At 40.8% G+C, this 22,394-nt stretch carries 17 protein-coding genes; 13 read left to right on the forward strand and 4 right to left on the reverse strand.

Annotation, left to right across the window (positions count from 1 at the left end):
• The first annotated feature begins 3 nt into the window (after window positions 1-3).
• The 4 genes from BSM4216_RS06870 (at window position 4) to BSM4216_RS06885 (ending at window position 4,707) form a co-directional block, all read left to right on the forward strand.
• On the forward strand, window positions 4-1,074 hold the full coding sequence (locus BSM4216_RS06870) for a phosphotransferase family protein (RefSeq protein WP_048623209.1): 1,071 nt from the start codon (window positions 4-6) through the stop codon (window positions 1,072-1,074).
• Window positions 1,071-1,823, forward strand: a complete 753-nt coding sequence (locus BSM4216_RS06875) for a 2-phosphosulfolactate phosphatase (RefSeq protein WP_048623210.1) — start codon at window positions 1,071-1,073, stop codon at window positions 1,821-1,823. Before BSM4216_RS06870 ends, BSM4216_RS06875 begins: the two co-directional genes overlap by 4 nt.
• A 211-nt stretch (window positions 1,824-2,034) precedes the next feature.
• Window positions 2,035-2,811 (forward strand): enoyl-CoA hydratase/isomerase family protein, encoded by a 777-nt coding sequence (locus BSM4216_RS06880; RefSeq protein WP_048623211.1) that lies wholly within the window; start codon window positions 2,035-2,037, stop codon window positions 2,809-2,811.
• A 216-nt stretch (window positions 2,812-3,027) separates the two neighbouring features.
• Complete coding sequence (locus BSM4216_RS06885; RefSeq protein WP_048623212.1) at window positions 3,028-4,707, forward strand: long-chain fatty acid--CoA ligase; 1,680 nt, start codon at window positions 3,028-3,030, stop codon at window positions 4,705-4,707.
• Window positions 4,708-5,126: 419 nt separating this feature from the next.
• Here the strand turns inward: BSM4216_RS06885 and BSM4216_RS06895 are convergent, their stop codons facing one another.
• Window positions 5,127-6,611 carry an aldehyde dehydrogenase family protein gene (locus BSM4216_RS06895; RefSeq protein ID WP_048623214.1) on the reverse strand — a complete coding sequence of 495 codons (1,485 nt, stop codon included), beginning with the start codon at window positions 6,609-6,611 and terminating at the stop codon, window positions 5,127-5,129.
• Between the two features lie 348 nt (window positions 6,612-6,959).
• On the opposite strand from BSM4216_RS06895, the gene BSM4216_RS06900 reads away from it, so the two are divergent.
• Both BSM4216_RS06900 and BSM4216_RS06905 read left to right on the forward strand, forming a co-directional pair.
• Window positions 6,960-8,402 carry a PAS domain-containing sensor histidine kinase gene (locus BSM4216_RS06900; protein WP_053083229.1) on the forward strand — a complete coding sequence of 481 codons (1,443 nt, stop codon included), beginning with the start codon at window positions 6,960-6,962 and terminating at the stop codon, window positions 8,400-8,402.
• Window positions 8,403-8,858: 456 nt separating this feature from the next.
• Entirely contained in the window at window positions 8,859-10,007 is a 1,149-nt protein-coding gene (locus BSM4216_RS06905; RefSeq protein ID WP_048623215.1) for an acyl-CoA dehydrogenase family protein, read from the forward strand.
• 112 nt (window positions 10,008-10,119) lie between these two features.
• Here the strand turns inward: BSM4216_RS06905 and BSM4216_RS06910 are convergent, their stop codons facing one another.
• The gene (locus tag BSM4216_RS06910) at window positions 10,120-10,557 is read right to left on the reverse strand and encodes an Hsp20/alpha crystallin family protein (protein WP_234395484.1); all 438 of its coding nucleotides are present in this window, start codon (window positions 10,555-10,557) and stop codon (window positions 10,120-10,122) included.
• Window positions 10,558-10,993: 436 nt separating this feature from the next.
• Window positions 10,994-11,866, reverse strand: a complete 873-nt coding sequence (locus tag BSM4216_RS06915; protein ID WP_048623216.1) for a cation diffusion facilitator family transporter — start codon at window positions 11,864-11,866, stop codon at window positions 10,994-10,996.
• A 390-nt stretch (window positions 11,867-12,256) separates the two neighbouring features.
• Here BSM4216_RS06915 and BSM4216_RS06920 point away from each other — a divergent pair, with 390 nt between their 5' ends.
• From BSM4216_RS06920 to BSM4216_RS06945, 6 genes are all read left to right on the forward strand, one after another.
• Window positions 12,257-12,481 carry a hypothetical protein gene (locus BSM4216_RS06920; protein WP_048623217.1) on the forward strand — a complete coding sequence of 75 codons (225 nt, stop codon included), beginning with the start codon at window positions 12,257-12,259 and terminating at the stop codon, window positions 12,479-12,481.
• Between the two features lie 156 nt (window positions 12,482-12,637).
• Window positions 12,638-13,885, forward strand: a complete 1,248-nt coding sequence (locus BSM4216_RS06925) for an MFS transporter (RefSeq protein WP_048623218.1) — start codon at window positions 12,638-12,640, stop codon at window positions 13,883-13,885.
• A 233-nt stretch (window positions 13,886-14,118) separates the two neighbouring features.
• Window positions 14,119-15,345: a YeeE/YedE family protein gene (locus BSM4216_RS06930; protein ID WP_048623219.1), complete on the forward strand. Its 1,227-nt coding sequence runs from the start codon at window positions 14,119-14,121 to the stop codon at window positions 15,343-15,345.
• 234 nt (window positions 15,346-15,579) lie between these two features.
• Window positions 15,580-16,026, forward strand: a complete 447-nt coding sequence (locus BSM4216_RS06935) for a YkvA family protein (RefSeq protein ID WP_244878067.1) — start codon at window positions 15,580-15,582, stop codon at window positions 16,024-16,026.
• Window positions 16,027-16,116: 90 nt separating this feature from the next.
• On the forward strand, window positions 16,117-16,602 hold the full coding sequence (locus BSM4216_RS06940) for a DUF6884 domain-containing protein (RefSeq protein WP_003354669.1): 486 nt from the start codon (window positions 16,117-16,119) through the stop codon (window positions 16,600-16,602).
• A gap of 341 nt (window positions 16,603-16,943) precedes the next feature.
• Window positions 16,944-18,200 carry an MFS transporter gene (locus BSM4216_RS06945; protein WP_048623221.1) on the forward strand — a complete coding sequence of 419 codons (1,257 nt, stop codon included), beginning with the start codon at window positions 16,944-16,946 and terminating at the stop codon, window positions 18,198-18,200.
• 704 nt (window positions 18,201-18,904) lie between these two features.
• On the opposite strand, the gene trhA is transcribed toward BSM4216_RS06945, so the two are convergent.
• Window positions 18,905-19,546 (reverse strand): PAQR family membrane homeostasis protein TrhA, encoded by a 642-nt coding sequence (gene trhA / locus BSM4216_RS06950; RefSeq protein ID WP_048623222.1) that lies wholly within the window; start codon window positions 19,544-19,546, stop codon window positions 18,905-18,907.
• 264 nt (window positions 19,547-19,810) lie between these two features.
• On the opposite strand from trhA, the gene BSM4216_RS06955 reads away from it, so the two are divergent.
• Window positions 19,811-22,258 (forward strand): S-layer homology domain-containing protein, encoded by a 2,448-nt coding sequence (locus BSM4216_RS06955; protein WP_048623223.1) that lies wholly within the window; start codon window positions 19,811-19,813, stop codon window positions 22,256-22,258.
• Window positions 22,259-22,394 lie beyond the last annotated feature (136 nt).

Raw genomic sequence — 22,394 nt, forward strand, 5'->3', positions numbered from 1 at the left:
CGATTGTCCCATATCATACCTGTCCGAAAAGGAGAGGAAATAAATAAAGAAAAATTGGAAGCGTATTTACGCAAGAATTTTAAGGATTTACCGGATTCGCCGTTAGAGATCCGGCAATTCGGTACGGGAGCCTCGAACCTCACATATGCATTAAACATAGGAAATTGGGAGGCGGTATTAAGGCGTGCGCCTATGGGGCCTGTTGCTCCGAAAGCTCATGATATGAAACGGGAGCATCAATTTCTGTCAGTATTAGCGGAACATTTCCCTTTGGCGCCGCGGCCATTTCTATTTTGCGAAGATGATTCTATTGTGGGAAAGCCATTTATTTTGATGGAAAAAAAAGAAGGGATTTTGATCGATACCGATTTTCCGGAAGAGATTGAACCAACGCCGGCATTAGGGAAGCGCATTTCTGAGATGATGGTCGATATGCTTGTGAATCTTCACTCTGTTCCATATAAAGGAACAATACTAGAGAAAATGACGAAGCCGGAAGGATTTTTACAACGGCAAGTGCATGGCTGGATCGCTCGTTTTGAACGAGTGAAAACGGAAGATCTTCCCGAGTTGGAACGGTTGAAAACATGGCTTGTCCACCATATTCCAACTTCACCTGAACCGGCCATTATCCATTATGATTACAAGCTGAACAATGCTCTATTTTCTGAAGATTTGTCGAAGATGACAGGGTTGCTTGACTGGGAAATGGCAACAGTAGGAGATCCATTGGCTGATTTGGGAGCAGCTATGAGCTATTGGCAGGAACCAGATGATCCGCCCGAGTTGAAAGCAGGATTTGGGAAGCCCTCTGTCACAACGTTGGCTGGATTTTACACAAGAAAGGAATTTGTGAAAAGCTACAGCAGGAAAAGCGGAAGGGACGTGGAACATTTTCCATTTTATTTATCGTTCGGATATTTTAAATTAGCTGGTATTTGCCAGCAGATTTATTATCGTTACAAAAACGGCCAGACAAATGATCATCGCTTTGCCCGCTACGGAGAATTTGCCAAATCATTAGTTCGATATTCCTGGCTGACGGCTTTTCATAGTGAAAGAGGTGAGCTATGACAAGGAAGATCCACGTAGTATTGAAAAAAGAAGATTTAGTGATGGAAAGATTGGCAGGAAAAATCGCCGTTGTATTTGATATTATACTGGCCACATCCACCATTACGGCTGCGCTGGAACAAGGGGCCGAAGCCGTGATTCCTGTATACGACAGGGAAGAAGCAGTCGAAGTATCCTCTGCATTTCCGTCATCGTCTGCTGTGCTTGCCGGAGAATATAACGGGAAATCAATGGAAGGGTTTCTGGATCCTTATCCAAAAGAGCTGGGAAAAAGGATTAAAGAAAAAACGCTCATTTTATCGACGACAAATGGTACAGTGGCACTGAAGAAAGCGGAGTCGGCCAAAAAATTATACGCAGCCAGCCTATTAAATACAGAAGCTGTCGCAGCCGACATTGTGAAACATTATCAAAATGAAACCATCCTCCTTATTTGCGGAGGGTCGCGCGGCAGCTTCAGTATGGAAGATTTTTATGGGGCCGGCTACATGGTCGACTGCTTGCTTTCGCTTCATTCTTTTCAGTTGACGGATGCTGCGAAAACGGCGCAATTGTTTTATCGATCCCAAAAGGATCATCCTTATGAACTTTTGTGCTTAACAAGAATCGGAAAAATACTTTCGCGCTATTCGTATGATGATGAATTGGACTTTATTTCCCAAAAAAGTGCCTTCACTGTCGTTCCGCGCTGGAAAGACGGAAAGTTAATCCATGTGGAAAATGAGCAGGATGGTCAACCCCATTTTTAAGGGAAGTCTGAATCCAATCAGATCTACAATATGAGTGGGTATATACTCATTAAAAAAAGGAGAAGCGTCCAACAATCCATTTAGAAAGCGTTTACTTTTGTTCTGTGATTCCAGCGGAACAGTTGTTCAAATACACGGATCAACGTCGCCACTAATTTATTAGTAGATTCGGTAAGTTGATCAAAAAAATGGGAAAAGGAGATGGAAAAGAATGAGTGATGTATTAGTGGAGAAACAAGGAAAAATTTTGATTTTGACGTTAAATCGTCCGGAAAGTTTAAACGCTTTTAGCGAGGATATGCTCATTGGTTTGAGAGAACAACTGCAACAAGCGGGTGAGGATGATTCAGTGAAGGCAATCGTCATAAGAGGTTCAGGCAGAGCTTTCTCTGCGGGGGGTGATGTGAAAAGCATGGCCAGCCGAACTGACATCACATCCTTGTATGAGCATGTAGGTCATCTCAATCAATGTATCTTGACGATGCAAGAAGTGGAAAAACCGATTGTGGCAGCTGTTCATGGATATGCGGCAGGAGCGGGATTTAATTTGGCTCTAGCTTGCGATTTTATTCTTGCATCGGATGAAAGTAAATTTATCTTAAGTTTTGCTCAAGTAGGGCTTATTTCCGATGGCGGAGGCCTCCATTTTTTACCTAAAATTTTAGGTCCCCATAAAGTGAAAGAATTGTTCTTCTTAGCAGAGCCTATCACAGCAAAAGAAGCGCTTGCGTTAGGAATCATCAACCGCGTGGTGCCTATCGAAGAGCTGCAGGATGAAGTCATCATTTTTGCTGCGCGCTTATCGCAAGGACCTCTTAAAGCGTATGGAAAAATGAAAAAGTTGATCAATGAATCTTATCAGCTGACTTTAGAACAAGTGCTTGAAAGAGAAAGGCTCACACAGATGCTGATGGCGGAAACAGAGGACCATAAAGAAGGTGTTACCGCTTTTAATGAAAAAAGAACACCGATTTTTCGAGGAAAATAAACGGCTGCACTGAAATACACGATGAAGCTCGACTATGGATCATGATAGAAAGAACGATAAAGATTGTTTCTGATTATGAATAACGTTCAGATGCCTGTGGTAAAGACCGTATAACAAGTTGACACACTAAAACTGGAATATTAGAAATCTCCCTTTTAGACACCCGGCTGTTTTGATAAAAGGAAAATATTATGAATTCATGAGGTGAGGAGAAAAATGAAAAATACTGCCCATTTTTCATTCTGGCCAACAAGAGTCCCCAAAACGCTAACGGTTCCAAAAACCAATATTTTCGATAATTTAGTTGTTTCCGCCAAACGATTTCCTCAAAAAAATGCCATTTATTATTATGGCGCCACGTATTCTTATCAACAAATTTTGGAAGAAGCAGAGAGAATCGCGGGTTTTTTGGAAAAAAGGCTGCACGTCCAAAAAGGGGACCGTGTCATGCTGTATATGCAAAACTCGCCTCAATTTATCATTTCTTATTACGCTATATCCAGGATTAATGCGATTGTCGTTCCGATCAATCCGATGAATACAACCGAAGAACTTAGATTTTATATTCAAGACGCACAAATCAAAACCGGTATCGTTTCACAAGAAATTTATGATTATGTTGCCCCGCTCTTGGAACAAACTCCTCTAGAACAGTTAGTGATCGCTTGTTATCATGATTATTTGCCCGAAGAAGTGGATGATCCAATTCCTCCGGTAGTGGCAGAAAGTCGCCGTCTGTTTTCAAAACAAAATCATTATTTATGGAAAGATGTGTTAGAAGCTGGAGAAAAACCGGAGTGTACGCTGGGAGATGCGGACGATCTTGCCGTCATGCCGTACACATCCGGTACAACGGGTTTGCCAAAAGGATGCTTGCATAAACATAGCAGTGTCCAGGCAAACACGATAGGTGGAGCATATTGGGATATTTTAACGCCCAATTCAGTTTGTTTCACAACATTGCCGCTGTTCCATGTGACCGGAATGATTCACAGCATGCATATGCCTATTTTTGTAGGAGCGGAAATGATCGTATTAACGCGCTGGGACCGCGAATATGCCAGAAAAATCATAAAAAAGAAACAGATTTCTCATTGGGTGGTCATCAGCACCATGCTTATTGATTTTCTTGCCAATCCCCTGCTGAAAAAAGAAGATGTCGCCTCGCTGGAATTAATTGCGGGGGGAGGAGCTTCGCTGCCGGCGGCCGTTGGGGAGAAGCTGTACAAATTAACGGGCCTTCGCTATGTAGAAGGATATGGATTATCCGAAACGATTTCTCATACACATTTCAATCCGCCGGATCGCCCAAAATTGCAATGTTTAGGGGTTCCATCGTTCGATGTTGATGCTAGAATCATAAACCCACAAACTTTAGAAGAATTGGACGACGGTCAAGAAGGGGAAATTGTGGTACACGGTCCTCAAGTATTTGTCGGATATTATAACCGCAAAGAGGATAACGAAAAGGCTTTCCTTGAAATAGATGGTAAAAAATTCTTCCGGACTGGCGATATTGGGGTTCGCGATGAAGAAGGATATTATTTCATTGTGGACCGTTTAAAAAGAATGATCAATGCTTCGGGATTTAAAGTTTGGCCGACTGAAGTCGAAAGTTATCTTTACAAACATCCAGCCGTGCAGCAAGCTTGTGTGGTCGGAATTCCAGATCCAAAAAGAGGTGAGAATGTAAAGGCTTTCATCATTTTGAATGAAGACTACAAAGGAAAAATTACGGAAGAAGAATTGATTCGTTGGTCTAAAGAACACATGGCAGCTTATAAATATCCAAGATTTATTGAATTCCGCGATTCCTTGCCCACTACGTCCAGTGGAAAGCTTTTGTGGAGAAAACTCGCGGAAGAAGAGAAGAAAAAATTTGAAATGAATAAATAATTCCTGAAAAAGGTCAAAAAGACCGTGCGTTTCAACATTTGCACGGTCTTTTTCTGTAATCGGACATTTTTTGGACCGAAAACCGATCACGTTTGTGAAGGATTCATTTCGATTGTACTTTTACTGTTGAGGTTTGATTTTGTTCAAAGTAAAAAAGTGAAACACGGAATTCTCATAAGCATTTGGCCGTTTTTGAAGGAAGAAGAAGAATTCATAAATCGGGGGAAGGTGAAACTTTCAGAATGAACCATCTTCAAAAAAGTAAAAATCGAATTTATCACAGCAAAGAAAAATAAGGCAAGGCAAAAGGCAAAAGAGCCAGATTCCTCCCAGCTTCTCTAAATTCAAGCGATTCGCTGAATTTAGAGGAAAATCAATAGAGGATCCAGCTCTTGTAAGCCCTTACTATTTTACCGCTATTAGTTCAAAGAGATCCACACGCTTTTTACTTCCGTATAGTTTTGCAAAGCGTAGGAGCCCATTTCCCGGCCGATACCGGACTGTTTGTATCCACCGAAAGGACTTGCAGCGTCAAATATGTTGTAACAGTTGACCCAAACGGTTCCGGCACGGAGATTATTGGCGATGTAATGTGCTTTTTTCACATCTTGTGTCCAAACTCCAGCAGCCAATCCATAGATGGAATCGTTCGCGCGATTGATTAAGTCATCTAAATCTTCATACGGCAGGGCAGAAATGACCGGACCAAAAATTTCTTCTTTTGCAATCGTCATATCGTCTTCCACATTGGCGAAAATGGTAGGAGTGACGAAATAACCTTCCTCAAACGGTTTCTTTCCTCCGGTGACTAATTCAGCGCCTTCTTCCAATCCTTTTTCAATATATCCAAGAACGCGATTTTGCTGCTCATCGGATACAAGCGGACCCATTTCTGTATCGGAATGAAGTCCGAAACCTTGCTTAATGTTTTTCGCATAATCCGCCATATCGGAAACGATATTATCATATTGCTTTTTCGGTACAAAGACGCGTGAGCCGGCACAGCATACTTGACCTTGATTGAACATAACCCCGTTTAAAGCTCCCGGGATGGCTTTTGAAAAATCTGCGTCCGGAAGGATGATGTTCGGTGATTTACCACCCAATTCAAGCGTGATCCGTTTGATCGAATTGGATGCTCGCTTCATAATTAATTTTCCGACTTCTGTTGAACCTGTAAAGGCAATTTTATCGACAAGAGGATGGTCTACAAGCGGTTGCCCGGCTGTTTCACCAAATCCTGGTACGACGTTCACTACTCCTTTAGGAAAACCGGCTTCATCGATCAGCTCAGCTAAATACAAAGCGGATAAAGGCGTTTGTTCTGCTGGTTTTAATACGACGGTGCAGCCGGTAGCAAGTGCGGCCCCTAATTTCCACAACGCCATTAAAAGCGGGAAGTTCCAAGGGATAATTTGGCCGACTACTCCAACCGGTTCATGGCGGGTGTAGTTAAAGAACGGACCGTTCACAGGGATGGTTTGGCCAACGATCTTCGTTGTCCAACCGGCATAATAGCGCAAATGTTCAATGGCCAACGGAACATCGGCATTCAAAGTTTCCCTGATCGGCTTACCATTATCGAGGGTTTCTAGTTGAGCCAGTTCTTCTTTATTTTCTTCCATTAAATCTGCGAGTTTGTACATTAATCGGCTTCTTTCCGCGGGGGTTAGTTTAGACCACGGACCATTGTCAAATGCTTCTCTTGCTGCTTTTACAGCACGGTCAATATCTTCTTCTTGCGCTTCATAAACTGTAGCCAACACTTCACCCGTCGCAGGGTTGGGAGTATCAAAGGTTTTTTCAGAGGCGCTTTTTACAAATTCTCCGTTAATGTACAATTTTTTGACACCAGACAAAAATTGTTCAACTTTTTCCTTTAATGGAGTTGCAACTGAGCTCATCGAATTCCTCCTTACATTTTAGTTTGGGAGTTACAACTATCAATCTAACATGAAAATAAATGACTTTCAATTATAAATATTAAAAATATTTAATTTATTTTTCGACAACAATCTTGTTTTTTCTTCGCAATCTATAAATATCTTGCCATGATATAGGGCATTGAATAGAATTTTATATTGAAATTCTTCTTTAGAGCAGCAATTTTGGAGGAATGAAAATGTCAAACAAAAGGAGCGAAACAGAGACAATAAAAGGATCTTCAAAAGTAAAATTGCCTCAAATAACCTGAATTTTGTGTATAATAGAAAATAATGACATTTTTCTTCATTGCTAAGGGGTTTAATTTTATGGTGAACAAAAAAAACATTTCATTTATTGTGAATAAATTCCAATCGTTGATCAAAGATTCCAGACATCTGATCATGTGTATTTCTTCCAACGGCAGATTGACGTACGTATCACCAGCCTCAGCTCTCATCCTTGGCTATGAAGCTTACGAATTGCTGGGGACGTTTATCTATTCCTACATCCATCCGGAAGATCGGTATAAGTTGCAACTTTCCGATCATGGCTGGGATAAGATTGAGTACCGTGCACGAAGAAAGTGCGGCGATTATGTTTGGCTTGAAACGAGCTGCATTGCTATGACAAATGAAATGGAATATTTTTGTATCTCCCATGATGTGTCTGAACGAAAAGTGTTTGAAGAACAAATTCAAGAAGAAAAAGAAAAGTACCGCCTTTTGTTGGAAAATACGGTCGATACAATAGGAATCGTCACGGAGGAAGGCTTTTTTGTCGATATTAACCAAGCCGGCAAACAACTACTCGGTTCAGCAAGAAAGGAGGAAATTATTGGCCGTTCCCTTTTCGACTATCTCCTTGAGGAATATATCCCGCTTGTTAAAACATATCTTCAACATCCTCACCAGCAAGATTCGCTGGAAGTTTGCATTAGAAGAGTGGATCAAATTGTTAAATGCGTAGAATTCAAATTAATACCTCTGTTTTATAAAAATCGGCATACATATCAAATCATTTTAAAAGATATCACCAACAAAAAAGAAACGGAAAAAATGCTTCAGAAAGCTGAAAAGCTGACCATTGTCGGACAGTTGGCCGCGGGTATCGCCCATGAAATACGAAATCCGTTAACGGCGATCAAAGGGTTTACCCAATTATTAAGCAATATGGGTTATCGGGATTATACGGATGTGATTTTGACAGAACTCGACCGTATTGATAAAATTGTCAGCGATTTGCTTGTGCTTGCCAAACCGCAGATTTCCCATCTTGAAGAAATCAATTTAGTCGAGTTAATTGATCGTGTTGTCACGCTCCTAAGGACTCAAGCTATTATGTATAATATTGATATTATTTCTGATATTCGCTTGAAGGATTGTCCTGTGATTGAAGCGGAAGCGGATCAAATTAAACAAGTGTTAATTAATCTTATTAAAAATGCGATTGAAGCGATGCCGGAAGGCGGGACCGTCACGATTGAAGCCGAAATGGATCATTCCGAAGATCATGTGGTGATACGTGTGATCGACGAAGGAATTGGAATTCCAAGAGAGCTGATTTCAAGATTGGGGGAACCGTTTTTTAGCACAAAAGAAAAAGGAACGGGTCTTGGATTAATGATATGCCAGAGAATCATAAAAAATCATAAAGGGTCTTTGGAAATTGATAGTGAAGTAAATAAAGGCACCACTTTTACGATTCGATTGCCTAGAAAAATCAGCAAAAAAAACGATAGGCAGAAAATAAATCCGGATGGAACAATATAAAAGCGCCGATCGCGTTTAAAAACGTCCGCCTTCTTAATCTTCTAAACGGAGAGAAACGAAATGGTTTTCCGAATGTTAATTGTTGTTGCGTTTCACTCCAAGGATAAAGATCTTTTATGTGCTTTGCTGAACGGTTCGGGATCGTCGAAATTCGGTTTTAGAAAAAGTCGCACACATCGAATGAAAATCCTTTCTTTTTTTATAGAATCTCTCCTTCTTATATTTCGTTGTTGATCGTAAAAAACGAAAAGATGATAGGGCTTTCAAACTCCTTATCGCTTTCTTTTTTATTTTTTGGCGAATAATTGAGGGAGAAAATACAAGTTTAATATAAGGATCGAGAGACTCGAGAACCCCCTGTTCCAGAGGACGGAACGACTAAAAAGTCGCATTAAAATAAAAACTAGAATAGTATAAAGAAAGCAGAAGCAGGAAAAGAAAGAGAGCTGGTCAGAAATGAATTTTGCGAGAACAAAGGAAGAACAAGAACGTTTGGAACGAATTGGGAAATTGGCTGTTCGTTTTTCTGAAAGAGTGGGTAAAATAGACGAAACGGGAGATTTTCCATATGAGAATATGGAAGATTTAAAAGAGGCAGGCTATACGACGTGGACTTTAGACAAAGAATTTGGCGGAAAAGGAATTTCTTTATATGAATTTCTTCTTTATCAAGAAAAAATTGCCGAAGGAGACGGCTCTACTGCTTTGGCAATCGGCTGGCACATGGGCACGATGATGGATTTATCCGCAAGGCGGCCATGGAATCAAGATGTTTGGAACGAAGTAGTGAAGAAAGTAAAAAAAGGGGCTTTAATCAACACTGCAGCTACTGAGCCGCAAACGGGAAGTCCAACTCGAGGTGGCTTGCCGCAAACTACGGCTGTATTCGAAAACGGACAGTGGGTGATCAATGGCCGAAAAACGCATACGACTTTATCCCCCGTTCTCGATTTCATATTGGTAAAGGCTTATATTCCTCAACGAAAAAAGGTCGGTATTTTTCTCATACCGAAAGAAACGAAAGGGGTTTCCGTTGAAGAAACTTGGAATACCATTTCGATGAGAGGAACCGGAAGCCATGACTTATTATTAAAAGATGTTCGTATAGATGAAAAATATTTTGTGGAGACCGTCGATCCTGTGAACAATCAATCAGCGGGATGGCTGCTCCATATCCCGGCCTGCTACCTTGGAATTGCCGGTGCTGCCCGTAATTATGCCCTCCGATTTTCGACTGAATATTCTCCCAACAGCATAGAAGGCACGATCAGTGATTTACCGAATATTCGCCAGCTGATTGGGCAAATGGAACTGGAACTCTTGCAAGCTCGTACGTTTATGTATGCAATCGCAGAAAAATGGGATCGTTCGGAATCCAAAGTGGAACTTCAGGCAGCTCTAGGAGCCGTAAAACATGTGGCTGTGAATGCAAGTATACGCGTTGTGGATGCGGCCATGCGGATTGCCGGCTCCAAAAGTTTATTTTTCGAAAATCCTTTGCAGCGCTATTACAGAGATGTTCGAGCCGGATTGCATAATCCTCCGATGGATGACGCTGTCATTGCCATGCTGGCCCAAAAAGCTCTTGATGGGATTCAAAATTGAACAAAATGGAATTCCATTATGTGGATAGACATTTGTAAATGCCTCCGAGTCTTTTGCTCGGAGGTTTTTTCGCTCGTCTTTAGTATGACCGGGATGTATGAGAGTGGCGGTGTTATTGAAACTCAATGTCGATCGTTTTACGATTGGAAGTCTGCAATTTGTTGGCTCTTATTTCAAGAATACCGTTCTTATAAGTGGCTCGAACGCTGTTTTCATCCACTTTTGCAGGCAAAGTTATTTTTCTTTGGAAGCTTCCATAATATCGTTCTTCATGATGAATCTGCTCTGATTCCCTTTTTTCGGTTTTTTCTATTTTTCCGGAAATTTGAAGTTCTGTGCCATCTAAATGAATAAACAGGTCTTCTTTTTTCTCCAATCCTGGAATTTCACAAGTAACAATAACTTCATTATCCGTTTCACGCACATCCATTCTTGGAAAGTTGAAATTATTTTGGAAAAATGAAGGAAAATTTGTATTAAAGAAACGTTCCATGTCTTTTCGAAACTGGCCCAAAGGTTGGAAAGCATCATTGCTTGGCCATTGAATCACCGTGATAACCTCCTTTATAAAATGATGGATCCTTTAAATAAGATTCCACCTTCTGAAAAAAACATTCATGGTGCGTTGAAAAATGGTTCCGGTGAGGACGATGGATTATCCCTTTTTTATCAATTGTTTCCTTTTGAATGAAAGGGGCTTTGGAAAAGTTGATTTATAAAACAGACAGAAGGAGCCATATTGCGTCAAAAAAAGGATTCGCCATTGATTCAGAAGAATTTTTCAGCAAAATGGTTTGAAGTAAAAAATAAAAAGAACAGAACATCAAAGGCAAACTGACAGGGGGAAGGAAATGGATATACGGAATGGACTGAAATCAATTTTGATTTCTGTTAGAAAACGTTGAATCTTGATTTTCTGTGTGGACTACATTTTGGGGAAAGAATCTTCAAGGAGCGTTTGGGGCTCTCCTTGAGATTGCGTTCGTTCAATCCTTTGGTTCAATATGGACGTGGGCCCCAAATACGTCATATTTTTCCGTTAAAATATTTTCCACTTTGTCGGAAATTCCATGGCTGGAACGGACATCAAGAGTAGGGTCAACGAGGATCACGATATCCACTATGACATTGTTTCCGTATTTTCGTGCTTTGACGCTTTTTACTTTAATCACGCCGGGAACGGTAAGAACAGTTTCTTTAAATTTCTGTAATTGCCCTTCATCAAAACCATCTGTCAAGTCATGAGAAGCATCTCGGAAAATTTCCCATGCGGTACGGCAAATTAATAATCCAATGATGACAGCGGCCAAAGGATCGAGCCAGGCTAGGTGAAATTGGGAGCCGATGATTCCAATTGCTGTCCCGACCCCGACTAAGGCATCAGACAAATTGTCTTTAGCGGCAGCCATAACCGATTGGCTGTTAATGCGTTTGGCGAGACGACGATTATAAAGATAAACAAGAAACATGACAAAAGAGCCGAAAAGAGCGGCCCATGCAGATATCCAATCAGGAATTTGTTCCTTATGATGAAAGATGGAGGAAACAGCGTTGAAAAGCACTTGCAAACCTACCATCATCATAATGAATGAAGCCATAAGAGATGCGACCGTTTCTGCGCGCCAATGGCCATATGGATGATCTTCATCGGCAGGTTTACGCGCCAATCTCAATCCAATGAGTACCGCGACAGAGGCGATGATATCAGTGGTGTTATTCAAACCATCCGCTTTAAGGGCTTCCGAGTGGCTCGTAATTCCGATCAACAGTTTGAAAACCGATAAAAAGAGATAAGAAAAAATGCTGATGACAGCGCCTCTTTCTCCTGCCTTCAGATCTTGAAATTTTTTTTCATCCATATGCGACTATCTCCTTACCAACTTATGCTACTAGAACATGTTACCAAATGGATGGCGTTTGAGTCTATAGCAACCTTTTTAGGAACGTTCATGAATATAGGAAGGTGTAAAAAAAGTTTCTCTATGGAAAAACAAACGTTGTATCGATCGGCTTTTCTATTTTTTACTAACTGCTTTGTTTCATTCAATAAAAAACAGCACAAAGTCGTTTAGAAAAGAATATGTCATTTATTAAGCGGCAGTGCCTGATCGCTTCTTAGATGAGAGCACATTAGATAGAAAAATTGCGTATTCTGTTAACACACCATATCAAAGCAAATCATTCGCCTATACGCGGCCATTTTTTTTGAATAAACTATAATGTCAAAAATGCGGGAGGAGGGCAGAGCAATGGCAGAGAAAAAAAAGAAACAGCCGAAAAAAGAAAAAATCAAGGAAAAGACCGAGAAAAAGACTGAGGAGAAGATCGAGAAAAAGATCGAGGAAAAGACCAAAGAGCAGTCTCCTGAACGATCTCCATCAGTTTGGGACAATTTTTGGCGGATCCGACCCCATGAAGAAGAAGCAACCAACGAGACAAAAGGGGAGGAACAGCCCCGTTTCCGTTGGATATAAAAATCAAATGAATTTTCTTGTATTAATTGGAATTCCTCGGGTTTTGGCTTGCGAAAATCCGAGGATTTTTATAAGGAGAAAACTTTTTTGTTTCTAATTTTCCAATAATTATATATAATATTGACAATCTAAACTAAATTGAAAGAGTGAAGGGAAATGACAAGTATTGCAAAAGAAAAACAACCCATGCCAAAAGGCGCAATGGCCACCGTATACGGCATCCTTTTGGCCATAAGCACCGGTCATCTTGTGAACGATTCCATCCAGTCGGTCGTCCCGGCTATGTACCCGATTTTAGAACATTCATTACATATTACTTATGCCCAAATTGGGTTGATTGCTTTTATGTTAAACATGACGTCCTCTGTGATGCAGCCGGTGTTTGGTGTATTTGCGGATAGAAGACCAACCCCTTTTTTGCTTCCTTTTGGGATGTTCATGAGTACATTAGGCCTGATCGGATTTTCCATATCCAATGAATTTTGGGCGCTGTTGGCATCGGTCATTTTCATCGGCCTTGGTTCAGCGGTTTTTCATCCTGAAGGCTCGCGGGTAGCGTATATGGCGGCAGGGAGCAAAAGAGGACTGGCACAATCCATTTACCAAGTAGGGGGGAATGCCGGCCAATCGCTAGCTCCTCTTTTCACAGCTTTGATTTTTGTTCCTTTAGGTCAAAGAGGAGGATTATGGTTTACATTCGTTACGGTTATGGGCATTATTTTATTATTTATGGTTTCGAGATGGTACAGCAGGCAGCCTGTCATTATAGAGAAAAAAAGAAGACAAGGTGCAAAACCGGCAAGTCAAAATACGAAAATTCAGCAATCGATTTCTGGCAAAATCAAATGGGCGATGGTCGTGTTGGTTTTCTTCGTGTTTGCTCGTTCTTGGTATTATGCCGGGATCTCCAATTTTTATCAATTTTATTTGTTGGATGATTATGGCTTATCGATTCAAGAAGCGCAAATTTATTTATTTGTTTTTTTAGTTGCTGGAGTGCTAGGAACATTTTTTGGCGGCCCGCTTGCAGACCGTTTCGGACGAAGAAATATCATCGCTGTTTCCATGCTTGGCTCCGCTCCGTTGGCTGTCCTATTGCCGCATGTTCCGTTATGGCTGGTAATTCCAATGATAGCACTTATTGGTTTTATTTTGATGACGAGTTTCAGTGTCACAGTCGTATATGCTCAAGAGCTGATGCCGAAGAAAGTAGGTATGGCTTCGGGGCTAATCGTCGGATTGGCTTTTGGAATGGGAGGAGTTGGATCCGTTTTATTTGGTTCGCTTGCCGATTTGTTCAGCATTCGCTTTGTCATGATTTTTTGTAGTTTATTGCCTCTTTTTGGATTGGTTTCTTGGCTGCTTCCGAGAGATGAAAAAGTTCGCGAGATAACAGGTCAATAGTTTCGTTGTGAATTGGCATGAGTGTTCCTTCATATCAATATGGACTTGTTCGATTGAAAATCATCGTTCGTTAGAAGCCTTAATTTGGTGCACTTATGAGTTTGCGGATGTCAATGCAAATAGAAGTCATTAAATGGCCTATCTTGCGGATAGGCCATCTTTTTTCGGAGATATTCCTACCATTTTGATCGATTTTGTATTATATTAATGAATATGAAAAGGAGGGAATGATATTGGAATTAGCAGCTCAAAATCGTACAGAACAAATGAAAAAACCAATATCAGGTAAACCGTACTATTTTGATATTATGCTGAAAATCATATCAGCGGCCGTTCTTTTAGGAGGTGCCATCTTTTTATACGAGCGGGTTTCCGTCAGTCAAGCTTTATTATATCTTCTTGGTGGCTTGGGTGGTTTTACTCTTTATCAAGCGCACTTTGGCTTCACTTCTGCTTGGCGTAAGTTCATTCTTTACCGAAAAGGGGAAGGTTTGCGTGCCCACATGATTATGTTAGCAACAGCAAGTCTTTTATTTTTACCTTTTCTAATAAAAGGATCCATATTCGGTCATCCAGTTGAAGGATATGTATCACCCGTCGGAATGTCTGTTTTGATCGGAGCCTTTTTGTTTGGCATTGGAATGCAGCTTGGAGACGGTTGTGCTTCTGGAACGCTTTATCATATAGGCGGCGGAGATGTTAACGGGATTGTGACGTTAATCGGATTTATTATAGGATCTGTAATCGCGACAACTCATTTCAATTGGTGGATGAATACGCCTCATTTTGAACCCATTTCCTTTATCCAAACCTTCGGGCCGCTGGGAGGATACATCTTTCAACTGATTATAATAGCCGTTGTGTTTGTTATCACGATTATGTTAGAGAAACGCCGAAATGGCCATTGGGTTGCGCCGACACTTAAACAGGGAAATGGTTGGAAATCGGTGTTTACCGGACCTTGGTCTCTTGTCATTGGCGGATTATTATTGGCTATTGTGAACACGCTCGTCCTGATTATTCAAGGAAAGCCTTGGGGAATCACTTCGGCGTTTGCCTTATGGGGAGCCAAAATTGTGCAGCTGTTCGGAGGCCATCCGGAACATTGGTCGTATTGGACTGATCCGGCGAGAGCAGCTTCTCTCCACAATCCATTATATATGGATATTACAACAGTGATGGATATTAGTGTGATGGTTGGAGCTTTATTGGCTGCGGCAGTTGCCGGTCGATTTAAGAAACCTATTCATTGGAAACGCCCGACAAGAATGACCATTGCTGCCCTATGCGGCGGAGTGATTATGGGTTATGGAGCTCGGATTTCCTTTGGCTGCAACATCGGATCTTATTTTGATGGAATCGCATCTTTCAGCGTTCATGGTTGGTTGTGGTTTGCTTCCGCTTATATAGGAAGTATGATTGGAGTCAAATTGCGCCCATATTGTGCTTATGAACAATAGAGAAAAGAGGGACTGGATTGTATTTCCAGTCCTTTTGTGTTTGGGAGAAAATAGTTAAAATCATCTAGGTTTGGGAAAGCAAATCGGTTTAATGAGCAATATGGCTTGATAAAGGATATAGTAAGAAAAAAAGGCCAAAATCATCATAAATCCTTGTAAAATGGGGAATGTATAGGAAACAAGCAGGGCGATGAATGTGCTGAAGGAATCGCCGGCATGAAAATAAGAACGGGGATGATTCCATTGAATAGCTTACGACACAATCGTGGAGACGAAGAAAGCAAAAACTCGAACGTTTTCGTTGGAAGAGCAAAAGAATATTTAAAAGATAAGAGAAAAGCGATGAAACTTATTCGGCGGGCGACAATAAAAGCAGGAAAAAACAGAAGGCGCCTTCGTGATGTTTGGAACAATTTGCAATTATTATTAGAACTGGCTAAAGCTTGGTCGAAAGGGGAATACCGCCAAATTCCTTATCGTTCGATGCTGTCCATTTTTGCGGCCATCGTCTATTTTGCTGTCCCAACGGATGCGATTCCTGATGTCTTGCTAGGATTTGGACTGATCGATGACTCGGCCGTCATTGGTTTTACATTAAAATTAGTGGAAAAAGACTTAGAGCGATTTAAACAGTGGAAAGAAAAAAAGAACAGTCCCCAAATGATTGATACAAAAGAATAATTTTATAATCCATTGAAAAGAGCTTTAAAATAGGAGTTCATACTGAAAAAGAAATGTTCATGTTTAAAAAAGGGGGAGGGGAAAAAACGAATGAGACAAAAGAAATTCTTTTGCATCATTCCGTGTGGCAAACGGAAAATTTGGGATCAACATCCAGAGTTCGGACCGGTGCGGGCTGATGCGGCCTATATCGGAATATTTCATCGCCTTTGTCAAAACTACGCTCGCCTGTTTTTTGATCATTGGGGCATTTTGTCGGCTAAGCATGGGTTATTGCTTCCGGATGATATTGTCCCTGGTAATTATGATTTATCTTTTTCAGATCATCATCGAAAATCGGAAATGATCGAAATAAGCCAACTGAGAGAACAAGCGGAGGTAAAAGGAGCCGCTGCGGTTGACGTGGTTGTCATGTTGGGTGGAAAAAAATTTCAACCCATTTTGCGGGAAATGTTCCCGGAATGCCACGATATTCAGTTTCCGCTCCAAGGAAGCAGAGGGATCGGCGACATGCAAAAACGATTAAAAGACGCAATAGAAAACAGGAACCCCATTCATAAAATTGATTTCGATTAAAATTTATTATAATAATGTTATGTTAACAAGTGGTCCGCAACGAATTTCTATATTATGTAATGGTAATGTGCTCACTGATGAATAAATCAAAAATCGGTAGCCTTTTTTTCTTTTATCAGATGATTCAGCTGGGTGATTTCGGGTATATAAGAACCGACTTCTCTTGATGGATGTTCAATCCATCACTATGTTTGTTGCATGATGTTTTCAATATGAGTCCATTTCCATTTTAACGTGTTTATCAAAAAGAAATGTTTGGAAACAGCTATTCGACTAAGTAGGAATTCAAATAAGTGTACATAATAATAAGTAAGATTGAAAAGGAAGGAAAGGATTCATTCATGGAGCATATTGAATATCCAGCTGAAGGCTACAGCAAAAAAAGATCCGCCTCTCAACAAGAAAAAAAACATCGTAAACCGGCGGCCGTATTATCAATCTCAACGGTTCCTCTTATTATGACACTTGGGAATTCTATGCTTATACCGGTTCTTCCAGTTATAGAAAAGCAATTGGGGATTTCGAATTTGCAATCGAGCTTGATTATTACGGTTTATTCAGTTGTTCCGATATTGCTTATTCCCATTGCCGGTTATCTTTCGGACAGACTGGGACGTAAAATGGTCATGATTCCGAGTTTGATCATTTCGGGAATAGGTGGGCTTTTGGCGGGATGGGCCTCTTGGAAGATGTCGAACCCATACTATATGATCCTGATCGGCAGGATGCTGCAAGGAGTGGGGGCATCTGGAGCTTTTCCTATTGTACTGCCCCTAGTCGGAGATTTGTTCCGACAAGAAGAGGAAGTAAGCGCGACGCTTGGTGTCATTGAAACGTCGAACACGCTTGGAAAAGTACTCAGTCCCATCTTGGGAGCTTTGTTGGCGGGTTGGATTTGGTTTATGCCTTTTTTTTCTTTTCCGTTATTTTGTTTAGTTTCTATTTTCCTTTTGCTTCTTTTCGTTAAAAGCCCAAAAAGAGAAGAAGAGAATAAAGAATCGATTCGTGAATTTATCCAAAAGGTGAAGGAAATTTTTCAGAGGGAAGGCAGATGGCTTTATGCCGTTTTTGCTATTGGGACTATATTAATGTTTGTTTTGTTTGGATTTCAATTTTATTTATCGAGCATCTTGGAAGATCAATTTCATACTGTTGGAATTATGAAAGGATTTTTGCTTGCGATCCCGCTCGCAGCTTTATGCTTCGCTTCTTTTTTAACCGGGAAATATATTAAAGGGAATAAAAAGACGATGAAATGGATTACAACGATCGGGCTTGTTGTCACTGCTATATCATTGTGTATGATCCTTTTTTCAGATCGATTGTGGTATATATTAGCCATTTTTGTGATCTGCGGGATCGGCATTGGCGCCGGCTTGCCTTGTATGGATGCCATGATCACAAGCAGCATTGAAAAGGAAGAGCGAGGGACGATTACTTCTATTTACAGTGCTATGCGTTTTGCCGGTGTAGCAGCGGGGCCTCCTGTCAGCTCCATTCTCATGAAAAATTCGGAATTTGTGATGTTCTTTATTTTGGCCTTTTTATGCCTCGTATCCGCTTTTTTTTCGATGAAAGCAATAAAGCCAAATTCTTAATGAAAAAGAACGAGAAGGAACTTTTCCTGCTCGTTCTTTATGTGCGCCCGGCATGTACATGAACTATAGGGTGTAAGTCCCGAACCCCGAAGACAGAAGTAGAGGTTAGCCAAGAGCAAGGGTGTCCGTGGTGACGCGGAATCTGAAGGAAGCTGGAGGCAAAACACCGGTCCGAGGAACACGAACCTCATATAAGGCTAGGTATGATTGAGTGAGTTTGCATAACAAAACAAAGCTCTTTCTGTCGAAGGTCATATCGAGTAAATGAGGCGGATAGATGGTGTGAAAGTGCATGTACTTACCCGGGGAGGTCTGGCGGATATGTGAAGTACTCTTCATAACCTACTTAGTGATAAGTAGCTGAACCGTCAGAAGTCAGCAGAGGTCATAGTATTAGTTGGTCTAGAACAACTAAGAAGGACCGAACAATTAAGAGAGAATAGCCCTTGGTATTCAGTGAGTCATGATGAACACAGAAAACGTAGTACCTCACTTGAGGGAGGAAGCGGTGAATCCCGTGGGAGACCTCTTGGAGGGTGGAGTGACCACTGGCATAAAGAGAACAGCTATTCACGGAAGTTATAAAGACTTGCGTCAATTATCTTAATTGAACCGCCGTATACGGAACCGTACGTACGGTGGTGTGAGAGGACGGGAGTTAATCGCTCCCTCCTACTCGATGTTTGCATTGATTTATCATCAAACTAAGGCAGCAAATAAAACAAAACAGCAAAGAAATGGGCAAATGATCCACCTAAAACAAACAGATGCCAAACCGCATGATGGTAATGAAATCCCCTCCACACGTAAAAAACTGTTCCCACTGTATAGAATATGCCGCCGATGACTAACAGTAAAATTCCGTTTGGAGCCACCGTTTCTGTCAGAGGACCCCATGCAACAACCACAAGCCAGCCCATCGCTACATACAAAAGAGTGGAGGTGTAAAGAAATTTATTCACAAAAAAACATTTAAAAATGGTTCCGCCCACAGCTATCCCCCACACGATGCCAAAAAGCGTCCATCCAAGCCAGCCTTTTATCGCCAGTAAAGCAAAGGGAGTATAAGTACCAGCGATAAAAAAATAGATCGACGAGTGATCGAAAATTTCAAATAATTTTTTTGCTTTCCCAGGCGGAAGGCTATGCACAATCGTGGAGGATAAGTATAAAAGAAGCATGGTGGCGCCGAACAACGTAAAACAAACGATATGAAGGGGTCCGCCATACGATGCAGAGTACACAATCAACATCACTAATGCCGCAATGCTAAACAGCGCTCCAATGCCGTGAGTAATCGAGTTGGCAATTTCCTCATTTTTTGAATAAGAATGCGTATTGGCCATTAGTCAGTCCTTTCCATCCATTAGGATCGTTCAACTTATTGAAAGACATTTGAAAAACTTTGTTATCCATAATGAAGCTTCCTATTCATTTTACCATAAAGTCTTTCGAGCATGTAAAATTGTACAGGTTAAATCTCAAAAAGTTATGGAAACAAATGTAAAATTAATGATAAATTAACAAATTTTTCATTCAGCATTAACAGTTTAATAGTTTAATAGATTACAGAGAAAAGAAACGATCTTGAACTAGGAGATGAAAAGTAGATGAAGCTGATTACGAAAAAAGGAGCCACATTCGCATTCGCACTAGCTTTAACCATTCCTGCTGTAACACCGGTTGCTGCGGCGAGTAACGAGAAAGTGAGCATTGATTCCATCCAATTTAACGGAATGAATCCACCTTCCACGATTGATCAAATGGTGAATACTTATACCGATGCATCAGTTGAGGTAAAATACAGCGATGGCAGAGTTCGAAAGTTTCCGCTTGCCTATAAAACATTGTTTAAATCGGAAGATCAAGTAGCCGCGAACAAAGGCGAAAAAATTCCGGCGGGTACACCGATTGATGTACATGGGAATCCCATTATGGATCACAGTGTTGAAGGTAAACCAACTTATTTTATATCGGATGCACCTGACTCAAATAGCTTATTAAATATAAAAGGTCAACTTTATATGGTGACCCATTATGAATACGACACATTTGATGCGGCCGGTCATTCAGCTTATGGATTAGTTCCAGCCTCTATGACTTTGACGAAATTAGCGCAGGATAAGAAAACTGGGGAGCTGAAAGCAGTAGAAGTGAAAAAAATTGATTTTTCTTCCGTAAATGGTCTTTGGATTCCATGTAATGGCAGTGTATCGCCTTGGAACACTCATCTCGGATCAGAAGAATATGAGCCGGATGCACGCAGTTTTGAATTCAATCCACAATCTTCTGCAAGAACCTGGACAGAAAGTTTTGCTAAGCTTTATTTTGGTGATGAATCGAAAGCAAATCCTTATTACTACGGATTTATTCCGGAGATTACGGTGAAGGAAGACGGTTCAACAAAGGTGGAAAAACATTATAGCGTTGGGCGCTTTTCACATGAATTAATGAAGGTGATGCCTGATAAACGTACAGCCTTTTTTGGTGATGATGGCTCTTATACTACTTTATTCATGTACGTAGCGGATAAGCCTGCGGATTTATCAGCAGGTACACTTTATGCTGCTAAATTTCATCAAACCGGTACTGAAAATGGCGGTAGCGGGAAATTAGAATGGATTAAGCTAGGTCATGCTACAGATAAAGAGATAAAAGATATCATTGACAGTGGCATTCAATTTAGTGATATTTTCGAAACTTCAGATGCGCCCAAAGAAGGCTTTACTGCCATCAAGCAATATTCCTACGGCAAAACAGAATATTTAAAATTAAAACCAGGAATGGAAAAAGCAGCTGCCTTTTTAGAATCACGACGTTATGCAGCCATGCTTGGAGCGACATCTGAATTTAATAAAATGGAAGGTGTTGCACTTAATGCAAAAGATAAAAAAGTTTATATAGCCATTTCAGACCAAAGCAGCGGAATGGCAAAAGATACAAAAGGAACAGATCCTGTTGACGATATTCAATTACCAGTCATTAAATCGGGTGTCACGTACCAATTGGATTTAACCGGCGGGCAAAAAGATAAGGATGGAAATGCCATTGATAGCGACTATGTTGCCGCGACCATGTCTGGTTTAATTGCCGGTGAAGATTTAACAACAGCGGATTCATACGGCAATACGGCTAATGTGGACAAAGTAGCCAATACGGATAATTTAAGCTATTCCGAGCCGCTTAGAACATTATTCATAGGCGAAGACAGCGGAAAACATACGAACAACTTTGTGTGGGCGTACAATGTCGATACAAAAAAATTGTCCCGTATTTTATCTGTTCCGGCCGGGGCAGAAGCAACCGGTTTGTCAGCGGTAGATAATATGAACGGTTTCTCTTATATTTTGAGCAATTTCCAGCATCCTGGAGATGAATTAGATCAAAACAGCATTACGGCTGTTGACAAATCAGAGTTAAAAAAAGCGATGGAAGAAAAGATTGGAATCGATAAAACAGGCGGTGTTGGGTATATAACCGGACTGCCTTCACTCACAAAATTGCCGAAGCCTTATAAATTCAAAGATGTAGACAAAAGTCATTGGGCTTATGAATATGTCTCGGATTTACAATTAAGAGGAATCGCAAAAGGCATGACAGAAAAATCTTTTGTGCCGAACCAAAATGTGACTCGCGGCCAGTTTACTTCCCTTATCGTCCGTGCTTTAGGATTAGAAGCAAAGGGAAAACCGCCATTTAAGGATATTAAAGGTTTGGAACTTTCTCAAGATATTGCCGCAGCCTATGAAGCAGGAATCATTGATGGAAAAACAAAGGATAAATTTGCTCCGAACGACACAATTACTCGCGAGCAAACAGCGAAAATCTTAATGAAGGCCTATGAAGTGAAAACGGGACAACGTATTGCGACCACACATAAAACCATTTTTAAAGATACATCTGCGATTTCAGCAGAATTTTTGCCCTATGTCAATGCGGCCTACGAAAAAGGCTTCCTTAGTGGCTATCGAGATGGTACCTTTGCTCCTAATAAAAACTTAACTCGTGCTCAAGCGGCCAAACTCGTTGATTTATTTTTAAAAAATGTGGAATCATAGACAAACGGTTGATCCGTTATGCCGATGAGTATCTTTGCTGATCATCGTTGCTTGTTTGTAAAGACTGTGAGTAACTCTGATGTTTATACAGTGGCTTATTCGAACATAAGGATGGTTGTTAAAATAGGAAAAGGCT

The sequence above is a fragment of the Bacillus smithii genome (genome assembly GCF_001050115.1).
In the GTDB taxonomy this organism is placed as follows: domain Bacteria; phylum Bacillota; class Bacilli; order Bacillales; family DSM-4216; genus Bacillus_O; species Bacillus_O smithii.